Annotated in this window: 18 protein-coding genes; 8 read left to right on the top strand and 10 right to left on the bottom strand. The window is 71.5% G+C overall.

The window, feature by feature from the left end:
- The first annotated feature begins 5 nt into the window (after positions 1–5).
- A complete protein-coding gene (locus tag IG84_RS0131370; RefSeq protein ID WP_031064638.1) occupies positions 6–692 on the top strand; it encodes a FadR/GntR family transcriptional regulator in 687 nt (228 codons plus the stop codon).
- A gap of 78 nt (positions 693–770) precedes the next feature.
- Here the strand turns inward: IG84_RS0131370 and fabI are convergent, their stop codons facing one another.
- The gene (fabI, locus tag IG84_RS0131365; RefSeq protein ID WP_030264744.1) at positions 771–1,538 is read right to left on the bottom strand and encodes an enoyl-ACP reductase FabI; all 768 of its coding nucleotides are present in this window, start codon (positions 1,536–1,538) and stop codon (positions 771–773) included.
- Between the two features lie 5 nt (positions 1,539–1,543).
- Positions 1,544–2,248 (bottom strand): 3-oxoacyl-[acyl-carrier-protein] reductase, encoded by a 705-nt coding sequence (fabG, locus tag IG84_RS0131360; RefSeq protein WP_030264741.1) that lies wholly within the window; start codon positions 2,246–2,248, stop codon positions 1,544–1,546.
- 201 nt (positions 2,249–2,449) lie between these two features.
- Between fabG and IG84_RS0131355 the strand changes: the two genes are divergently transcribed.
- The 3 genes from IG84_RS0131355 (at position 2,450) to tyrS (ending at position 6,993) form a co-directional block, all read left to right on the top strand.
- Entirely contained in the window at positions 2,450–4,012 is a 1,563-nt protein-coding gene (locus tag IG84_RS0131355; protein ID WP_051862673.1) for a TldD/PmbA family protein, read from the top strand.
- Positions 4,009–5,424, top strand: coding sequence for a metallopeptidase TldD-related protein (locus tag IG84_RS0131350; protein ID WP_031064631.1), 1,416 nt, complete (start codon positions 4,009–4,011; stop codon positions 5,422–5,424). Before IG84_RS0131355 ends, IG84_RS0131350 begins: the two co-directional genes overlap by 4 nt.
- Before the next feature lie 165 nt (positions 5,425–5,589).
- The gene (gene tyrS, locus IG84_RS0131345) at positions 5,590–6,993 is read left to right on the top strand and encodes a tyrosine--tRNA ligase (RefSeq protein ID WP_031064628.1); all 1,404 of its coding nucleotides are present in this window, start codon (positions 5,590–5,592) and stop codon (positions 6,991–6,993) included.
- A 171-nt stretch (positions 6,994–7,164) separates the two neighbouring features.
- Here the strand turns inward: tyrS and IG84_RS0131340 are convergent, their stop codons facing one another.
- Complete coding sequence (locus IG84_RS0131340) at positions 7,165–7,449, bottom strand: GlsB/YeaQ/YmgE family stress response membrane protein (protein WP_031064625.1); 285 nt, start codon at positions 7,447–7,449, stop codon at positions 7,165–7,167.
- 218 nt (positions 7,450–7,667) lie between these two features.
- On the opposite strand from IG84_RS0131340, the gene IG84_RS0131335 reads away from it, so the two are divergent.
- Positions 7,668–8,054 (top strand): DUF3099 domain-containing protein, encoded by a 387-nt coding sequence (locus IG84_RS0131335; RefSeq protein ID WP_031064621.1) that lies wholly within the window; start codon positions 7,668–7,670, stop codon positions 8,052–8,054.
- A 199-nt stretch (positions 8,055–8,253) separates the two neighbouring features.
- On the top strand, positions 8,254–8,490 hold the full coding sequence (locus IG84_RS0131330) for a hypothetical protein (RefSeq protein WP_031064617.1): 237 nt from the start codon (positions 8,254–8,256) through the stop codon (positions 8,488–8,490).
- Positions 8,491–8,610: 120 nt separating this feature from the next.
- Here IG84_RS0131330 and moaA read toward each other — a convergent pair whose 3' ends face one another.
- The 3 genes from moaA to IG84_RS0131315 form a co-directional block, all read right to left on the bottom strand.
- On the bottom strand, positions 8,611–9,600 hold the full coding sequence (moaA, locus tag IG84_RS0131325) for a GTP 3',8-cyclase MoaA (RefSeq protein WP_031064615.1): 990 nt from the start codon (positions 9,598–9,600) through the stop codon (positions 8,611–8,613).
- A gap of 148 nt (positions 9,601–9,748) precedes the next feature.
- Positions 9,749–11,374, bottom strand: coding sequence for a solute symporter family protein (locus IG84_RS0131320; RefSeq protein WP_031064613.1), 1,626 nt, complete (start codon positions 11,372–11,374; stop codon positions 9,749–9,751).
- Entirely contained in the window at positions 11,371–11,775 is a 405-nt protein-coding gene (locus IG84_RS0131315) for a DUF485 domain-containing protein (protein ID WP_031064610.1), read from the bottom strand. Before IG84_RS0131315 ends, IG84_RS0131320 begins: the two co-directional genes overlap by 4 nt.
- A gap of 623 nt (positions 11,776–12,398) precedes the next feature.
- Between IG84_RS0131315 and IG84_RS0131310 the strand changes: the two genes are divergently transcribed.
- Complete coding sequence (locus IG84_RS0131310; protein WP_031064608.1) at positions 12,399–13,907, top strand: S8 family serine peptidase; 1,509 nt, start codon at positions 12,399–12,401, stop codon at positions 13,905–13,907.
- 57 nt (positions 13,908–13,964) lie between these two features.
- Here IG84_RS0131310 and IG84_RS0131305 read toward each other — a convergent pair whose 3' ends face one another.
- The 4 genes from IG84_RS0131305 to IG84_RS0131290 all read right to left on the bottom strand — a co-directional run bounded on the left by IG84_RS0131305 (position 13,965) and on the right by IG84_RS0131290 (position 18,044).
- A complete protein-coding gene (locus tag IG84_RS0131305) occupies positions 13,965–15,008 on the bottom strand; it encodes a zinc-dependent alcohol dehydrogenase family protein (RefSeq protein ID WP_031064603.1) in 1,044 nt (347 codons plus the stop codon).
- A 56-nt stretch (positions 15,009–15,064) separates the two neighbouring features.
- Positions 15,065–15,778 carry a lysoplasmalogenase gene (locus IG84_RS0131300; RefSeq protein WP_063761878.1) on the bottom strand — a complete coding sequence of 238 codons (714 nt, stop codon included), beginning with the start codon at positions 15,776–15,778 and terminating at the stop codon, positions 15,065–15,067.
- Positions 15,775–16,656, bottom strand: a complete 882-nt coding sequence (locus IG84_RS0131295) for a sterol desaturase family protein (RefSeq protein WP_031064598.1) — start codon at positions 16,654–16,656, stop codon at positions 15,775–15,777. The genes IG84_RS0131300 and IG84_RS0131295 overlap by 4 nt, the downstream gene beginning before the upstream one ends.
- Positions 16,657–16,757: 101 nt before the next feature.
- Entirely contained in the window at positions 16,758–18,044 is a 1,287-nt protein-coding gene (locus IG84_RS0131290) for an amidohydrolase family protein (RefSeq protein WP_031064596.1), read from the bottom strand.
- Positions 18,045–18,320: 276 nt separating this feature from the next.
- On the opposite strand from IG84_RS0131290, the gene IG84_RS0131285 reads away from it, so the two are divergent.
- The gene (locus IG84_RS0131285) at positions 18,321–19,346 is read left to right on the top strand and encodes a DEDDh family exonuclease (RefSeq protein ID WP_031064594.1); all 1,026 of its coding nucleotides are present in this window, start codon (positions 18,321–18,323) and stop codon (positions 19,344–19,346) included.
- The last annotated feature ends 14 nt before the right edge of the window (positions 19,347–19,360 follow it).

Raw genomic sequence — 19,360 nt, 5'->3', positions numbered from 1 at the left:
CGTCCATGCCACTGACCCCCTCGCCCCGGCGTTCCGCCCTCGCCGACCAGGTGATCGCTCAGCTCCGTGCCCAGATCACCTCGGGCGAGTGGCCGGTCGGCGAGCGCATCCCGACCGAGCCCGAGCTGGTCGAACAGCTCGGTGTGGCCCGTAACACCGTCCGCGAGGCGGTCCGCGCGCTGGCCCACAACGGGCTGCTCGACATCCGCCAGGGCTCCGGCACGTACGTCGTCGCCACCAGCGAGCTGGCCGGGGTGATGAACCGCCGCTTCGCCGACGCCGACCCCCGGCACGTCGCCGAGCTGCGCAGCGCCCTGGAGGCGGAGGCCGCCCGGCGGGCCGCCGAGCGCCGTACGGAGGCCGACATCAAGCAGTTGGACGCGGCGCTCGTGCGGCGCGAGCAGGCGTGGGAGTCGGGCGCCGCGGCCGCCTTCGTGGAGGCGGACGCCACGCTGCACATGGCGATCGTGGCGGCCTCGCACAACGAGGTACTGGCGGAGCTGTACGCGGACCTCGGCGGCGTACTGCGCGAGTTCCTCCGCGCCGACGTGGGCGAGGAGCTGCGGCCCGAGTGGCACATGGACCACTCGCGGCTGGTGGACGCCATCCGCGACGGCGACGGCGACCGCGCGGCGGCCGAGGCGAGCTCCCACCCGTACGGCTGCCGCCCGGGACGGCTGCGACGGGGGTGAGGGTCGCGCACACATGTGAGGGCCGCGGGCCGTACGTCTCCGTACGGCCCGCGGCCCTCATCGCGTCAAGAGGACGGGTCAGGCACCCATCATGTGCACGCCGCCGTCGACGTGGACGATCTCGCCCGTCGTCTTCGGGAAGAAGTCCGACAGCAGGGCGACGACGCCGCGGCCCGCGGGCTCCGGGTCGGCCATGTCCCACTTCAGCGGGGAGCGGGTGTTCCAGACGTCCGCCAGCTCGGTGAAGCCCGGGATGGACTTGGCAGCCATGGAGCCGATCGGTCCGGCCGAGATCAGGTTGCAGCGGATGCCCTCGGGGCCCAGGTCACGCGCGAGGTAGCGCGAGGTGGCCTCCAGGGCGGCCTTGGCCGGGCCCATCCAGTCGTACTGCGGCCAGGCGAACTGGGCGTCGAAGGTGAGACCGACGACGGCGCTGCCCTCGCTGAGCAGCGGGCGGCAGGCCATGGTGAGCGACTTCAGCGAGAACGCCGAGACGTGCATCGCGGTCGAGACGGACTCGAACGGGGTGTTGAGGAAGTTGCCGCCCAGCGCGTCCTGCGGGGCGAACCCGATGGAGTGCACGACGCCGTCGAGGCCGCCGAGCTCCTCGCGGACGACGCCCTCCAGGCGGGCCAGGTGCTCGTCGTTGGTCACGTCCAGCTCGATGACCTTGGCGGGCTTGGGCAGCTTCTTGGCGATGCGCTCGGTGAGGGTCGGCCGCGGGAACGCGGTGAGGATGACCTCGGCGCCCTGCTCCTGCGCGACCTTGGCCGCGTGGAAGGCGATGGAGGACTCCATCAGCACACCCGTGATCAGAATGCGCTTGCCGGCGAGGATTCCGCTCATATCGATCAGTGACCCATGCCCAATCCGCCGTCGACGGGAATGACGGCTCCAGTGATGTACGCGGCCTCGTCGGAGGCCAGGAAGCGGACCGAGGCGGCGATCTCCTCGGGCTGCGCGTAACGCGCGAGCGGCACCTGCTTCACGATGTTCTCGCGCTGCTCATCGGTGAGCGCGCGGGTCATGTCCGTGTCGACGAAGCCGGGGGCCACGACGTTCACGGTGATGTTGCGGGAGCCCAGCTCGCGGGCGAGGGAGCGGGCGAAGCCGACCAGGCCCGCCTTGGAGGCCGCGTAGTTCGCCTGCCCCGCGGAGCCCAGCAGGCCCACGACGGACGAGATCAGCACGACCCGGCCCTTGCGCGCCCGCAGCATGGCCCGGTTGGCCCGCTTGACCACGCGGAACGTACCGGTGAGGTTGGTCTCCAGGACCGAGGCGAAGTCGTCCTCCGACATCCGCATCAGGAGCTGGTCACGGGTGACGCCGGCGTTGGCCACCAGCACCTCGACCGCGCCCTGCTTCTCCTCGATCTCCTTGTACGCCTGCTCGACCTGCTCCGTGTCGGTGATGTCGCACTTCACGGCCAAGAACCCCTCGGGGGGCTCGCCGGAGCGGTAGGTGATGGCGACCTTGTCGCCTGCCTCGGCGAAGGCCCGGGCGATGGCGAGGCCGATGCCGCGGTTGCCTCCGGTGACCAGAACCGAGCGGCTCAAGAGATCACCCTTTCCGTGTCCTGTCCGACGTGTGTTCCCTACGAAACTAGCGGTCACGAGCCTCATACGGAGAATCCACCTCGCACAGGGGCATCTGCCGGTCACTGTCGGGTCCCTACAGAAGCGACCGCTCGGCGACCCGGCGAATCGCCGCGGCGGACCCGCCGGACCTGGTGCGCACCCGGGCTCCGGCACGGCATGATGCGTGGCGCCGACCCCGGGAGGGATGCCGTGCCTGCTACACCTCGTTCCCTTGACGAGAGCTTCCTCGCGCTGCCGTTGCGCGCGTTGGCCGACGCCGCGCTCGCCCGGGCCCGGGCGCTCGGTGCCGACCACGCGGATTTCCGGCTGGAACGCATCCGGTACGCCTCCTGGCGGCTGCGGGACGCGAAGACGGCCGGGTCCTCGGACACCACCGACCTGGGGTACGCGGTGCGGGTCGTGCACGGCGGGGCCTGGGGGTTCGCGTCCGGTGTGGACCTGACCATGGACGCGGCGGCGCGGGTGGCGGCGCAGGCGGTGGCGATGGCCAAGCTGTCGGCGAAGGTGATCGACGCGGCGGGGTCGGAGGAGAAGGTGGAGCTCGCCGACGAGCCCGCGTATCCGGACCGGACGTGGATCTCCTCGTACGAGGTCGATCCCTTCAACGTGCCGGACGCGGAGAAGACCGGGCTGCTGGCGGAGTGGAGCGGGCGGCTGCTGGCCGCGCCGGGCGTCACGCACGCGGACGCCTCGCTCCTCACGATCCGCGAGAACAAGTTCTACGCCGACACGGCGGGGACGACCACCACCCAGCAGCGGGTCCGGCTGCACCCGGAGCTGACGGCCGTCGCGGTGGACGACCGCAGCGGCGAATTCGACTCGATGCGGACCATCGCGCCGCCGGTCGGCCGCGGCTGGGAGTACCTGACCGACGGGCGGTACGACTGGGATGCCGAGCTGGCGGAGATGCCGGCGCTGCTCGCGGAGAAGATGCGCGCGCCGAGCGTCCGGGCCGGGCGGTACGACCTGGTGGTCGATCCCTCCAACCTGTGGCTGACGATCCACGAGTCGATCGGGCACGCGACAGAGCTGGACCGGGCGCTGGGGTACGAGGCGGCGTACGCGGGCACCTCGTTCGCCACCTTCGACCAGTTGGGGAAGCTGGCGTACGGGTCGTCGCTGATGCACGTCACGGGCGACCGGACGGCCGAGCACGGGCTGGCGACGATCGGGTACGACGACGAGGGCGTGGCGGCGCAGTCCTGGGATCTGGTCAAGGACGGCGTCCTGGTCGGCTACCAGCTCGACCGCAGGATCGCGCGGCTGACCGGCTTCGAGCGGTCCAACGGGTGCGCGTACGCGGATTCGCCGTCCCACGTACCGGTGCAGCGGATGGCGAACGTCTCCTTGCAGCCGGCACCCGAGGGGCCGTCGACGCAGGAGCTGATCGCGGGCGTGGAGCACGGGATCTACGTGGTCGGCGACCGGTCCTGGTCCATCGACATGCAGCGGTACAACTTCCAGTTCACCGGGCAACGGTTCTTCCGGATCGAGAACGGGCGGCTGGCGGGGCAGCTCCGGGACGTGGCGTACCAGGCCACCACCACCGACTTCTGGGGCTCGATGGCCGCGGTCGGCGGCCCGCAGACGTACGTACTGGGCGGCGCCTTCAACTGCGGCAAGGCCCAGCCGGGCCAGGTCGCCTCCGTCTCGCACGGCTGCCCCTCCGCCCTCTTCACGGGCGTCAACATCTTGAACACGACCCAGGAGGCCGGTCGATGAGCACACGCCGTACGTCTCGTACTTCTCGTACGAGCGCGCCGCACGAGGTGGTCGAGCGGGCGCTGGCGCTGTCGCGGGCCGACGGCTGCGTGGTCATCGCCGACGAGTCCGCCACCGCCAACCTGCGCTGGGCGGGCAACGCGCTCACCACCAACGGGGTCACCCGCGGCCGCACCCTCACCGTCATCGCCACCGTCGACGGCAAGGAGGGCACCGCGTCCGGTGTCGTCTCGCGCGCCGCGGTCACCGGCGACGACCTGGAGGAGCTGGTGCGGTCCGCGGAGGCGGCCGCCCGGGGCGCGGGGCCCGCCGAGGACGCGCAGCCGCTCGTACCGGGCGGTGCGCCCTCTCCCGGCTTCACCGAGCCGCCCGCCGAGACCTCCTCCGAGGTGTTCGCCGACTTCGCGCCGGCGCTGGGCGAAGCCTTCCGGCGGGCCCGGGACGGCGGCCGCGAGCTGTACGGGTTCGCCCACCACGAGGTCGTGTCCTCGTACGTGGGTTCCTCCACCGGGCTGCGGCTCCGGCACGACCAGCCCACCGGCACCCTGGAGCTGAACGCCAAGTCGCCCGACCGCACCCGCTCGGCCTGGGCCGGCCGGGCCACCCGGGACTTCCGGGACGTCGATCCGCTGGCCATGGACGCCGACCTGGCGCGTCGGCTGGCCTGGGCCGAGCGGCGGACCGAGCTGCCCGCCGGGCGGTACGAGACGCTGCTGCCGCCCACCGCCGTCGCCGACCTGCTCGTGTACCAGATGTGGTCCTCCGGGGCGCGGGACGCGGCCGAGGGCCGCACGGTCTTCGCGTCGCCCGGGGGCTCCACCCGGGTCGGCGAGAAGCTCTCCGGGCTGCCGCTGACGCTGCGCAGCGACCCGGGGGCCGCGGGTCTGGAGTGCGCGCCCTTCGTGCTGGCGCACAGCTCCGGGGACGACGCCTCGGTCTTCGACAACGGGCTGCCGCTGGAGCCCACCGACTGGCTGCGGGACGGCGCGCTGAACCGGCTGGTCACCACCCGGCACAGCGCGGACCTGACCGGCCTGCCGGTGGCCCCCGCGGTCGACAACCTGCTGCTGGACGCGGGCGGCACGAAGTCCCTGGACGAGCTGGTGGCCGGCACCGAGCGCGGGCTGCTGCTGACCTGCCTGTGGTACATCCGCGAGGTCGATCCGGCGACGCTGCTGCTCACGGGGCTGACCAGGGACGGCGTGTACCTCGTGGAGGGCGGCGAGGTGGTCGGCGAGGTGAACAACTTCCGGTTCAACGAGTCGCCGGTGGACCTGCTGGGGCGGGCGAGCGAGGCGGGCCGTACGGAGCGCACGCTGCCGCGCGAGTGGAGCGACTACTTCACGCGGGCCGCGATGCCCGCGCTGCGCATCCCGGACTTCAACATGAGCTCGGTGAGCCGGGGGGTGTGAGGCCGGGCGCGCCCGGGGCGACGCCGTCCGTGCGCCCGTCCCGGGGCCGCGCGCACTTGTCGTACCGCGTGGCCGGCCTGTGGACAGTCGGTCGGCCAGGCTTCGCACGGCTAATAGAATCGGTTCCGTCCTCCCGTTTGGGATCAACGACCGATCAGGAACGCCATGACACGCCTCGGCGAATCCGTCGCCCGCGCCAGCACGCTGCTCTCCGCAGACCTCTCCGCCGACTCCACCGTCGAGGAGCTGCTGAAGGAGACGGGCGCGCGGCGCTATCTCGACCTGACGGACCTGCCGGCCAAGGAGCAGGCCGCGCTGATCGCCGCGCGGACGGTCGAGGTGCTGCCGGGCGTGGACCAGCTCGCCGAGCGCATCGAGGAGCGCAAGGCGGCCGGCAAGGGCCTGCACATCAAGCTGGGCATCGACCCGACGGCAACCGACGTGCACCTGGGGCACGCGGTCCCGCTGATCATCCTCAGCCGGTTCCAGCGCCTCGGTCATGACGTCACGCTGATCATCGGCGACTTCACGGCCAAGATCGGCGACCCCTCGGGCCGCAGCACCGAGCGCCCGCCGCTGACCGACGAGGACATCGCGAAGAATCTCGCGACCTACCGCGACCAGGTCCGGCCGTTCTTCGACTTCGAGAAGGTCAGCTTCCGGCAGAACAGCGAGTGGCTGGCGCCGTACACCTTCCCCGAGCTGCTGAGCCTGCTGTCCAAGGTCCCCGCCTCCCAGCTTCTGCAGCGCGACGACTTCCGTACGCGCCTGGCGGACGGCTCCGGGCTGACCATGACGGAGATGCTGTACCCGATCGCGCAGGGTCTGGACTCCGTGGCGCTGGCGTGCGACGTGGAGCTCGGCGGCGCCGACCAGCTGCTGAACCTCCAGATGGGCCGCAAGCTCATGGAGCTCAAGGGCCAGCAGCCGCAGCTCGTCGTCACGATGCCGCTGATCGAGGGCACGGACGGCACGGGCGCGAAGATGTCCAAGTCCAAGGGCAACTACGTCGGTCTGAACGCCCCCGCCGAGGACGTCTTCGGCAAGATCATGTCGGTCCCGGACCGGCTGATGGAGCCGTACCTCAAGGCGTGGACGGAGTGGACGGACGAGGAGATCGCCCAGGTCCTGGCCCGCATCGAGGCGAAGTCGCTGCACCCGATGGATCTGAAGAAGATCCTCGCGGGTGAGGTCGTGACCGCGCTGTACGGCATCGAGGCGGCGATGGCGGCCCGCGCCGGGTTCGTCGCGCAGTTCTCCAAGAAGTCCTTCGCCGACGTCTCCACGCTGCCCTCGGTGGACCTCGCCGAGCACGGCACGGAGACGGTGGCCACGGTGCTGACCAAGGTGCTGGAGTTCACGGCCAGCGCGTCGGCGGCCCGCCGACTGGCGAAGCAGAACGCACTGCGGCTGGTCATCGAGGCCGAGTCGGGCCAGGAGACGGTGGTACTGGCCGAGGCGGAAGCGATCCGTCCGCTGGCCGAGGTGCTGGCGGAGAAGCTGGCCGCCACGCCGGGCACTCCGTACCTCAAGGCGGGCCGCAAGCTGGCCCAGATCCAGGGCGCGTGAGCCGGGGCCGCCGGGCTGCGGGGCGCGGGTACACGCGCCCCGCAGCCCGGCGGCAAGGCAGGCGAGCCGGAGCATGGCCGGCCCCGCGGCGGGTGCCGCGGCCGGCCACCTGGCGGACCGCTCCCGCGGGCCTGGTGTGCAGGCCCGCGGGAGCGGTGTGCCGCGGCGTGGTCACGCCTGCTGGTGCCGGTGTTTCCTCCCGCGCATCATGGCCCACAGCCGACTGCCCACGCCGACGACGATCACCGCGCCGATCAGCTGCAGCAGATGCCGGGTCCAGTCGATGCCCTTGGTGTCCTCGACGCCGATGCCGGTGGCCGCCCAGTTGCCCAGGACGCTGCCGAGCATGCCGAAGATCACCGTCAGCCAGAGCGGGATCGCCTGCTTCCCCGGGATGAGCGCCCTCGCGATCACACCCAGAACCAGACCCAGAATGATGGCCCACAACCAATTCATGTCGCCTCCTAATGGGGCGCGGTGTACAAGGCCGTGCATCGTTCAGTTTCGTACCGCCACCCGTACGGCGCACGTCGGAGCCGCCTGTACGTATGACGCCGGTATGTACCCCACCGGGCGTATCGCGCCCCGGTCTCGAAGGCTGCGCAGCCCCGGCGTAACGTGGAACAGGTCCGGCATTGGCGTGTGCCCGGTATGACAACAGGTGGTGGAACGTGATGCGGAAGCAGAGCAGTGCCCAGTCCTTCCGGATCACGGGAGCCCGCCAGGGGCTGACCGAGGACGTTCGTGGACGGCAGCGACGCTATGTGATCTCCATGTCCGTACGGACGGTGGCGGTGGTCCTCACCGCCGTGCTCTGGAACGTCGAGCGCCACGTCGCCATTATCACCCTGATTGCGGGTCTGGTGCTGCCGTACATTGCGGTCGTCATCGCCAACGCGGGCCGGGAGAACGTCACTTCACTCCCGTCGACCTTCATAGCGGCCCCGTCCCGGCCGATGCTGACCGCTCCGGCCGACGACACATCGCGGGAGTCCGGCACGGAAGACGGCCCGGAAGCGGCGCATACGGACTCCGCCGAACAGCGCGGCGAGCGCGGCTGATCTCCCGACGATCCGCAAAGCTCAAGAAAAGCTCAGATCAATCATGTGGTTCCGGTGCACCCGGCACGGTCCCCCGTGACATACTTCGTACGCGCTCCGCATCCCCCGTCGGAGCGACGGACCGACGCCGGGCGGCTCCCCCCGTGGCTGCCCGGCGTCGCCATGTCCGGACGCAGGGGCGCGACGTAGGGTTGAGGGCGTGAACCTCCCGAACGTCTCCGAGAACGCCACCATCTGTTCCGCCAAGGGCTGCCGAGCCGACGCGGTGTGGGTCCTGGCGTGGAACAACCCGAAGCTGCACACCCCGGACCGCCGCAAGACCTGGCTCGCGTGCGAGGAGCACCGCGAGCACCTCTCCCAATTCCTGGGCGTACGCGGCTTCTTGAAGGACGTGGTGAAGCTCGAGGAGTGGGAGGCGCCGGCCTCCGAGGGCTGACGTCCCACGGCCCGCAGCCGACGACCGAGCCGGGCCGGCCGCCTGTCCGGGCCGGCCGCCCGCCGCCGAGCGCCGCCTGGGTGCCTCAGCCGAACCGGCTGCCCCGCGCGCCGGTGCGCCTCAGCCGCCGATCGCCGACATCGGCCGCTCCGGCTGCAGGAAGCTCGGGTCGTCCAGGCCCGAGCCCGCCTTCTTGCCCCACATCGCGAGCTTCCATATGCGGGCGACCTCTTCGTCCCCCGCGTCCGAGCGCAGCGCGGCCCGCAGGTCCGTCTCCTCCGTGGCGAACAGGCACGTCCGCACCTGGCCGTCGGCCGTCAGCCGGGTCCGGTCGCAGGCACGGCAGAAGGGCCGGGTGACCGAGGCGATCACGCCGACGCGATGCGGTCCGCCGTCCACGAGCCAGCGCTCGGCGGGCGCGGAGCCGCGCTCCTCCTGGCCCTCGGGAGTCAGCTCGAAGCGGGTACGCAGCGAGGCGAGGATGTCGCCCGCGGTGATCATGCCCTCGCGCTTCCAGCCGTGCTGCGCGTCGAGCGGCATCTGCTCGATGAAGCGGAGCTCGTAGTCGTTCTCCACCGCCCAGGCGAGGAGGTCGGGGGCCTCGTCGTCGTTCAGCCCCGGCATGAGTACGGAATTGACCTTGACGGGGGTGAGGCCCGCGGCGCGGGCGGCGGCAAGGCCCCGCAGTACGTCCTCATGGCGCTTGCGGCGGGTCAGGGTCTGGAAGACGTCCGGGCGCAGGGTGTCCAGCGAGACGTTGACCCGGTCCAGGCCGGCGTCGCGCAGCGCGACGGCGGTGCGCTCCAGGCCGATGCCGTTGGTGGTCAGCGACATCCTGGGGCGCTTCTCCAGCGCCGCGACGCGCTCGACGATGCCGACGAGGCCGGGGCGGAGCAGCGGCTCGCCGCCGGTGAAGCGGACCTCTTCGATGCCGAGGTCGGTGACGGCGATACGGATGAGGCGGACGATTTCGTCGTCCGTGAGCAGGTCGGGCTTGGCGAGCCACTGCAGGCCCTCTTCGGGCATGCAGTACGTGCACCGCAGGTTGCACCGGTCGGTCAGCGAAACCCGCAGGTCGGTGGCTACTCGCCCGTATGTGTCGATGAGCACGAGGCCCCCTCCCCCGGTGGCGGATCAGTTGTTGTCGAGCCTACGCGATGGGTCCGACAACGAGCACGGATCCGATGTCACGATGCGGGACCGGCCGCGTCGTAGGGATCTACGACACGGCCGGTGCTCGCCTGCGGGAACCGGGCGGTCAGTGCGCTCCGGTGCCGGTCAGGGACCGGACCTCCAGCTCGGCGTACTTGTCGGCGTCCGGCTTCTCCTTGGAAAGCAGGGACCCGAGCCAGCCGAGCAGGAAGCCCAGCGGGATGGAGATCAGGCCCGGGTTCTCCAGCGGGAAGAAGTGGAAGTCCACACCGGGGAACATCGAGGTCTCCTTGCCGGAGACGACCGGCGAGAAGAGCACGAGGAGGACGGAGGAGGCCAGGCCGCCGTAGATCGACCACAGCGCCCCGGAGGTGGTGAAGCGCTTCCAGAAGAGGCTGTAGAGGATCGTGGGCAGGTTGGCGGAGGCGGCGACCGCGAAGGCGAGGGCGACCAGGCCCGCGACGTTCAGGCCGCGCGCGAAGACGCCGAGGACGATCGCGACGGAGCCGATGCCGACGGTGGCCCACCGCGCGGCGCGCACCTCCTCCTTCTCCGACGCCTGGCCCTTCTTGATCACGTTGACGTACAGGTCGTGCGCGAAGGAGGAGGACGAGGCGAGGGTGAGGCCCGCGACCACGGCGAGGATGGTGGCGAAGGCGACGGCCGAGATCACGGCGAGCAGGATGGCGCCGCCGGTGGAGTCGGCGCCGCCGCCGATCTCCTGGGCGAGCAACGGGGCCGCGGTATTGCCCGCCGGGTTGGACGCGATGATCGTCTCCGGCTTGATGAGCGCCGCGGCACCGAATCCGAGCGCGATGGTCATCAGGTAGAAGACGCCGATGATGCCGATGGCCCAGTTCACGGACTTACGGGCGGCCTTGGCAGTGGGCACGGTGTAGAAGCGGATGAGGATGTGCGGCAGGCCCGCGGTGCCCAGAACCAGGGCGATGCCCAGCGAGATGAAGTCGATCTTCGAGGTGGCGGTGGCGCCGTACTTCAGGCCGGGCTCCAGGAAGGCCGCGCCCTTGCCGCTCTCCTTGGCGGCCTCGCCGAGCAGCGTGGAGATGTTGAAGTTGAACTTGAGCATCACCAGGAATGTGATCAGCAGGGTGCCCGCGATCAGCAGGACGGCCTTGACCATCTGCACCCAGGTGGTGCCCTTCATGCCGCCGATGGAGACGTAGAGGATCATCACGATGCCGACGAGGACGACCACGAGGATCTTGCCGGCCTCGCTGGTGATCCCGAGGAGCAGCGTGACGAGCGCACCCGCGCCCGCCATCTGTGCCAGCAGGTAGAAGATCGAGACGACGATGGTGGAGACGCCCGCCGCGGTGCGTACCGGGCGCTGCCGCATCCGGTACACGAGGACGTCGCCCATCGTGAAGCGGCCGGAGTTCCGCAGCGGCTCGGCGACCAGCAGCAGCGCGACCAGCCAGGCGACGAGGAAGCCGATGGAGTACAGGAAGCCGTCGTACCCGAAGAGGGCGATGGCGCCCGCGATACCGAGGAAGGACGCGGCGGACATGTAGTCGCCGGAGATGGCCAGGCCGTTCTGGAAGCCGGAGAACTGGCGGCCGCCGGCGTAGAAGTCCTCGGCGCCCTTGGTCTGCCGCCCCGCCCACACGGTGATGCCGAGGGTGGCGGCGACGAAGACCGCGAAGAGCGTGATGATCAGCGGCCGGTGCTGGGTCGCGCCCTCGGCGGCGAGCTGGTACGTCAGGTGGTTCATGCGTCGCCCTCCACACGCGGGGTACCGCCCTCCAGGCGGTTCTTGATCGCCTCAGCCTTGGGGTCGAGCTTCGCGGCGGCGTGCCGCGAGTACCACCAGGCGATGAGGAAGGTCGTCACGAACTGGGCGAGGCCGAGGACGAAGGCGACGTTGATGTTGCCGAGGACCTTGGTGCCCATGAAGCCGCCCGCGTAGTTGCTGAGCAGCACGTACAGCAGGTACCAGAGGATGAAGGCGACGGTCAGCGGGAAGGCGAACGAGCGGTATGAGCGGCGCAGTTCGGTGAACTCCGCGCCGGACTGCACCTCGGTGAAGGGCGGTGCCTCATGGGGCACGCCGTGCTGCCCCTCGTGCTCCTCGTGCGGCCCGTGGTCAGCGGGCGGCTGGGCGGCGGTGCTCACGCGGTCTCCTGGTTTCTCACGGTGCTGGCAATTCCTGGCGTGTTCTGTCGCGTGGTGCGGCGTGTCGCCTCGCGCGTGGTGCGGGATGTTGCTTCGCGCGCTCTGTGGTGCGTTCCGACGGCGACATAAAGTTCAGATCAGTGATCCGGATCACGCATGCTAGAGGGGCGCGGCCGCCTTCCGACAGGGGGCAGGGCCTGAAATCCCCAGGAAATCGGGGGGTACGGCCGCCACCGCCGGCGCGCCGGGTCGTTGTCCGGGTGTGACGCCTTTGCCGCCCCGGCAGCCACCAGGACCGGGCCGACTCCCGTACGGCGCCGTGCGGTTGTCCTCCCCCGTCGCCCTCGCACCTCCCGCGCCACCCCGCCCGACCTGCGCCGTTGCCCGCCGCTGGGACGGCCGGCGGATCACGCTGCCGCTGCTGAGCTTCGGGACGCTGCGCCGTCCCCGGTGTGGTTGACGGGCCCCGCTCCTGCGGCAGTTGGCGGGTTTTCCCCCGCCGACAGGCGGGTTTTCTTTGCCGACCGTTGAACTGTCCGGGTGATCGCGGATAGCTTCACTCGTCAGTGAACCGGCTCGCGCGCGACCTGCCCGCGAGCGGTTGAAGATGATGTGGAGTACCCATGGCACATCTGAGATCCAGACGGGTGCGCGCGCTCGGCGTACCGGTCGGACTGGCCCTCGTCGCCTCCCTCGGCTTCCTCCCGCAGGCGGCCACCGCCGCCCCACAGGAGGCCCGGGCCACGGTCACCACCGACGGACCGCTGCTCTCGTACGTCGTCAACGCCACGCCGGGCAAGGCGTCGATGGCCGAGGTCGGCAAGGCGATACGCGCGGCCGGCGGCAAGGTGATCGTCGCTCACGAGAAGATAGGCGTGATCGTCGTCCACTCGGCGAATCCGAAGTTCGCCGAGACGATACGCACGGTGCGCGGCGTCCAGTCGGCCGGCGCCACCCGCACCGCCCCCCTGAAGCCCTCCGGCACCACCGACATCGGGAAGCCGCAGAAGGCCGATCTGAGCAAGGCCGCGAAGCTGGCCGGCGCCAAGGCCAAGGCGGCCGGCGAGGAGCCCCTGGAGTCCCTCCAGTGGGACCTGCCCGCCATCAAGGCCGACCAGGCCGCGAAGGTGAACCCGGGCAGCAAGAAGGTCACCGTCGCGGTCATCGACACCGGCGTGGACGACACCCACCCGGACCTGAAGCCCAACTTCTCCGCGCAGCAGTCCGCCAACTGCGTGGGCGGCGTGGCGGACACCACCGCCGGTTCCTGGCGCCCGTGGAACCCCGCCGAGGACTACCACGGTACGCACGTCGCGGGCACGATCGCCGCCGCGCGCAACGGAGTCGGCGTGGCCGGCGTCGCGCCGAACGTGAAGATCTCCGCCATCAAGGTCAGCGAGCCCGAGACGAGCCTCTTCTACGCCGAGAGCGTGGTCTGTGCCTTCGTCTTCGCGGCCGACCACGGCGTCGAGGTCACCAACAACAGCTACTACGTCGACCCGTGGATGTTCAACTGCAAGGACGACGCCGACCAGGGCGCCATCGTCGACGCGGTGGGCCGGGCGGCCAAGTACGCCGAGCGCAAGGGCGCGATCAACGTCGCCGCGGCCGGCAACTCCAACCTCGACCTGGCGGCGAAGGAACTCACCGACAAGTCGAGCCCGAACGACACCACTCCGGTGGAGCGGAAGATCGACCCGGCCAAGTGCTGGGACGTGCCCACCCAGCTCCCGGGTACCGTCACGGTGGCCGCGACCGGCGTGAAGAAGCTGAAGTCGTACTACTCCAACTACGGCAACGGCGTGATCGACGTGGCCGCGCCGGGCGGCGACAGCCGGCAGGTCCCCGAACTCCCCGCCAAGAACGGCAACATCCTCTCCACCATGCCGGGCGGCGACTGGGCCTACCTGGCGGGCACCTCGATGGCCAGCCCGCACGTGGCCGGCGTCGCGGCGCTGGTGAAGAGCGCGCACCCGAAGAGCAGCCCGCAGGAGATCCAGTGGCTGCTGAAGAAGGACGCCGACAACCCTGGCTGCCCCCAGGGTGACGCGACGTGCACCGGTACTCCGCACGTCAACGGTCACTACGGCTACGGGATCGTGGACGCGCTGGACGCCGTCGAGCAGGACTGAGCGAGCGGCTCCGGGGCCCGTGGCAGCGGGCCCCGGCGGCCGGTCCGAAAGACGCCCTTACGGGCGTACCAGTACCTTCAGCGCCCTGCGTTCGTCCATCGCGCGGTACCCCTCCGGCACCCCGTCCAGGTCCACCGGCATGTCGAAGAGCGGCGAGGGGTCGACGGTCCCGTCCAGGACGTCCGGCAGCAGCTCCGGGATGTACGTGCGTACCGGTGCCACGCCGCCGCGCACCGTGATGTTCCGCCCGAACAGCACGCTCAGGTCCAGGCCGCTGCCGCTGCCGTGCGGCACCCCGACGTAGCCGATCGCGCCGCCCGGCCGGGCGATCTCCACGGCGGTGCGCATCGACTGCTCCGTGCCGACCGCCTCGATCACCGCGTGCGCGCCGTGCCCGTCGGTCAGCTCCCGCACCGCGGCCACCGCCTCGTCGCCGCGCTCGGCGACCACCTCGTCGGCCCCGAAGGCCCGTGCGAGGTCCGTACGCACCCGATGCCGCCCCAGGACGATGATCCGCTCCGCGCCCAGCCGCCGGGCCGCCAGCACCCCGCACAGCCCCACCGCGCCGTCCCCGACCACCGCGACCGTCGCGCCCGGCCGGACGCCCGCGCCCAGCGCCGCGTGGTGCCCGGTGCCCAGCACGTCGGCCAGGGAGAGCAGCGCGGTCAGCAGCCGGTCGTCACCGGCAGCGGCGGCGGGCAGTTTCACCAGCGTGGCGTCGGCATACGGGACGCGCACCGCCTCGCCCTGGCCGCCGTCCGACCCGGGCGTGCCCCAGGCGCCGCCGTTGACGCAGGACGTGGTCAGCCCGTCGGCGCAGTAGTCGCAGGTGCCGTCGGACCAGGTGAAAGGCGCCACGACGAGGTCGCCGGGCGCGACGGTGACGACGTCGGCACCGGTGTCGGTGACCGTCCCGAGGAACTCGTGGCCCGTGCGCTGCCCCGGTTCGCGGGGCGACTCGCCCCGGTACGGCCACAGGTCGCTGCCGCAGATGCAGGCCCGGACCACCTGGACCACCGCGTCCTGCGGCCGGCGCAGCGCGGCGTCCGGCACCTCCTCGACGCGGATGTCGCGGGGCGCGTGGAGGGTGCTGGCTCGCATGGCGGGGAGTCCTCGCTGTCCGGGGCGTGCCCCGGCCCGGGGCCTCCCGGCCCACGCTACGTCCGGTCCGGTACGACGGCGCGCCGGGCCGGTCCGTCGGGGGCCGCGGTGCCGGCGGCGGCCGGAGCCGCCGTCGTCCGCAGCACGCCGTCGGCCAGCAGCCACTGGGCGGCGAGGTAGCCGGCCATGATGCAGAACTGCGGCGCGGGCGGCTGCGGCCAGTGCGCGAGGCCGCTCGCGATGAGGGTGTCGGAGGCCAGGAAGAGCAGGCCGCCGAGGAGGGCGCGCGGCCCGGCCCGCAGCGCGCCGTACGCCATCGCGGTGAGCAGGAGGCTGTACCCGGCGACCGGCCCGCGCAGATCGGCGGCGAGGGCGGGCCACAGCAGCGCGACGGTGCCGAACCAGGCGACGGTGTACGCGGCGGCCACCGCGGCGAGCGGCCACCGGCGGCCCCACTCCGGTGCGGCGCCCCGTCGTACGAACAGCACCAGGTAGCAGATGTGCCCGGCCGCGAAGGAGCCCATCCCCACGAGGAAGGCGGTGTCGCCGCCCACCTGGAGCAGCGTGTCGCCGCCGCACCCGAAGAGCAGCGCGGCGGCGAGCAGTACGGGGCCGCGGCGGGCGAGTACGTACGCGGCGAGGACCGGCATTAGCACCGGCTTGGTCGCCACCTCCACTGCACCGGCCCCGGCGAGCAGCGCGCCGAGATGGACGGCGGACAGCAGCCCGAAGGCGCCGAGGAGGGCGCGGGCCGCGGTGCCGCGGCTCATGCGGCAGAGGTCTCGGTGCCCGGCACCCGGGACGCGCCCTCGCCGCTCCGTGCGGGCTGCCACCCGGGTCCCCGGAAGATCCGCCCCGCGCGCTCGCTCCAGCTCCCCGCGGCCCGTACGTCGCGTGCGATGGCCGCGTACTCGTGCGTGGCGACCCGCAGCGGGTTGAAGGTGTCGATGTTCTTCGTCAGCCCGAAGACGGGCCGCTCGGTCTCCGGGACGAAGGAGCCGAACAGCCGGTCCCAGATGATCAGGATGCCGCCGAAGTTCCGGTCCAGGTAGCCGCCTTGGGAGGCGTGGTGGACGCGGTGGTGCGAGGGCGTGTTCAGCACGTACTCGAACGGGCGCGGCAGCTTGCCGACCCGCTCGGTGTGCACCCAGAACTGGTACACGAGGTTCGCCGAGGAGCAGAAGGCGACCGCCGCCGGGTGCACGCCGAGCGCGATCATCGGTACGTAGAACGGCCAGACCGTCCAGGTGGTCCAGGGCTGGCGGAGCGCGGTGGTGAGGTTGAACTTCCGGCTGGAGTGGTGCACCACGTGGCAGGCCCACAGGATGCGGATCACGTGGTGGCCGCGGTGCGACCAGTAGTAGAAGAAGTCCTGCGCGAGCAGCATCAGGAGCAGCGTCCACCACAGCACAGGGATGCGCAGCGGCGTCAGCTCGTAGACCGCCGCATAGATCGCGACGATCGGGATCTTCCACAGGGCGTCGAAGACCAGGCTGCCGAGCCCCATGCCGATGCTGGTGGCGGCGTCCTTCGTCTCGTATCCGGCAGCGTCCTCGTCCGGGTGCAGCCGGTAGCTCACCATCTCCAGGACGGTGAGCAGGACGAAGGCCGGTATCGACCACAACACGACATCGGGCAGGTGCGGCATGCGGGCACCATAGAACGGCGTACAGGGGCTCGGCCAGAGGTTGTTACCAACGAGTACTAAGAAATGTTACCGGCGGTACGCTCGCGGGGTCCGGGCCCGCGTCACTCCCCCACCCCCACGAACGGGAAGTCGAAGCCGGTCAGCCAGTGCCGGCCGGTCTCCCGGGCGCGCCGCCAGCACGCCTCGACGGGCGCCTGATTGCGCGGCTGCCCCAGGGCCTCCGGCGTCGGCCCGATGCGCTGCGCGAGCGGCGCGAGCCGCCGCTTGTCGAAGCCGAAGACCTCGGCGGCCGACTCGCCGAGCATCCGGCGGGTCTCCCCCACCGGGATGTCGTGGAAGGCCCGGCGCAGCCACTCCCCCGTGTGCGGCCAAGTGCCCTCCGGGTGCGGGAAATTCGAGCCCCACAGGATGTTGTCCACGCCGATCTCGTAGCGCTGCGCCAGCTCGCGGCGCTGCGGTGCGGCGGCGCACACGAAGACCTGACGGTCGAGGTACTCGTGCGGGGACCGCTTCAGCGCGGCGAACGGGGAGTGCTTCTTTCCACCGTGCGCGCCGAGGTAGAGCCGGTCCATCTGCCACAGCAGGTTCGGCAGCCACCAGCAGCCGGCCCCGGCGACCCCGAAGCGCAGCCCCGGATGGCGTTCGAAGGCCCCGGACCACAGCAGGAACCAGAGCGGACGGGCCGGCCACCAGGCGGCCTCGGACAGCTCGATGCCGAGGTGGCCGCCGTACTCGTGGCGGGGCGCGGCCCCCGCGTGCGTGAGGACGGGCATCGCGGTCTCGGCGGCGGCCGCCCAGACGGGGTCGTACCGGCGGTCGTGGAACGGCGCCCCGCCGGCCCACGTCGCCGGGATCAGCAGCGCGCCGAGCCCGGAGTCGCGGGCCCGGTGGATCTCCGTGACCGCCTCGTCCACCTCGCCGGCGAGCGGCAGCACGGCGACGCCGCAGTGCCGCTCGGGGTCGGTGGCGCAGAACTCCGCGAGCCAGCGGTTGTACGCCCGGGCGCCCGCCATGCCCAGTTCGGGGTCCTGCCCCTCGGGGTCGTCGAGGCCCGCCCCGAAGGGCGCCGCGACACCGCCGTCGACAGGGTCCGTGCCGGGCAGCACGACCTCGGCGGCCACCCCGTCGCCGTCCAGTTCCTTGGCGCGCTGCGCGGCGTCCCAGCCGCCGCGCAGGCCCTCCTCGTTGTCCTCCTGCCACTTCAGGGCGGAGGTCTCGTTCCGTATGCCGCGCCGTGCCCTGACGGCGCGCCGGGCGTCCCGCTGCCCGAGGAAGTCGTCGAAGGCCCGGTGGTTCCCGGCCTCCAGATAGGGCCGGTACCGCTCGGCCGGCAGCCCGGCGTGGCAGTCGGCGGAGATGATCAGGTACGGGTCGGTCGGGTCCGTCATCGCGGCTCCTCGGTCGGTCCGGAAGGAAGCGTTCGAGGTGGTGCTGCGCGTACGTGTCGTGCCCGTGCTGGAACAGGGTTACAGCGCGACCCCACGAGAGGTAAAGAGACGTGCATCGGTCAGGGCGCATCGTCAGGACATGGAGACGCAGGGAACCTGACGCCTTATCAGGAATCCGGACGCATGGGGCGCGCGATGTCCGAATCCTCCCCAAGCGCGCATCCGTACGCCCCCACAGGGCATCGCTGTCAGTGCCGGCCCGTATCCTCATGGACCATGCTCGAAGACCGCACGGCAGCCGACCGCCCGCTCTCCCCGGAGATCGTGCGGCAGCCGGCCCCGCAGGAGGAACAGGCCGACTGGCCCACCGCGTACCCACAGGGGTATGCGGTGGTCGACGTGGAGACCACCGGCCTGGCCCGCGACGACCGGATCATCTCTGCCGCCGTGTATCAACTGGACGCCCGCGGCGAGGTCCAGGACCGCTGGTACACCCTCGTCAACCCCGAGCGCGACCCCGGCCCGGTCTGGATCCACGGCCTCACGACCGAGGTGCTGGCCGGCGCCCCGCTCTTCCCGGAGATCGTCCCCGAGCTGTCCCGGCGCCTGGAGGACCGCGTCCTCGTCGCACACAACGCGATGTTCGACTGGTCGATGATCGCCCGCGAGTACGCCCGGGCGAAGGCCCAGGCACCGGTGCGCCAGCGGCTGTGCACGATCGCGCTCTCCAAGGAGCTGCGCCTCCCGCTGCCCAACCACAAGCTGGAGTCCCTCGCCGCGCACTACGGCGTCGTGCAGGAGCAGGCGCACCACGCGCTGGACGACGCCCGCGTCCTCGCCGAGGCGTTCCGGCCGAGCCTCCGGCTGGCCGCCGAGGGGAACCTCCGGCTGCCGCTGCTGGCCTGCCAGCCGCTGACCGAGTGGACCGACGCGCCGCGCCCGCCCGCGCAGCGCTCCGGATACGGCTCGCAGTACCGCCCGACGACCTGGCGCCCCTCCCGCAAGCGCCCGGCCTGCCCCTATCCGAACCCCGGGCGGTACGAAGCGGGCGGCCGGCTCATGCAGGGCATGCGGGTCGCCTTCTCCGGCGACACCTCCGTGGACCGCGAGCTGCTGGAGGACCGCGCGACCGAGGCCGGCCTGCACGTCGCGACCAGCGTCTCCCGCCTGACCAGCCTCCTGGTCACCAACGACCCCGACTCCCCCACCTCCAAAACCACCAAGGCCCGCTCCTTCGGCACCCCGGTCATAGACGAAGCAGCCTTCATGCAACTCCTGCAGGACGTCCTCCCGGCGAAGTAGGGGCAGCGCCCCGT

Origin of the sequence: Streptomyces ochraceiscleroticus (genome assembly GCF_000720485.1) — a bacterium.
Taxonomy (GTDB): Bacteria; Actinomycetota; Actinomycetes; order Streptomycetales; family Streptomycetaceae; genus Streptomyces; species Streptomyces ochraceiscleroticus.
This window is presented reverse-complemented; position numbering and strand designations above follow the sequence as displayed.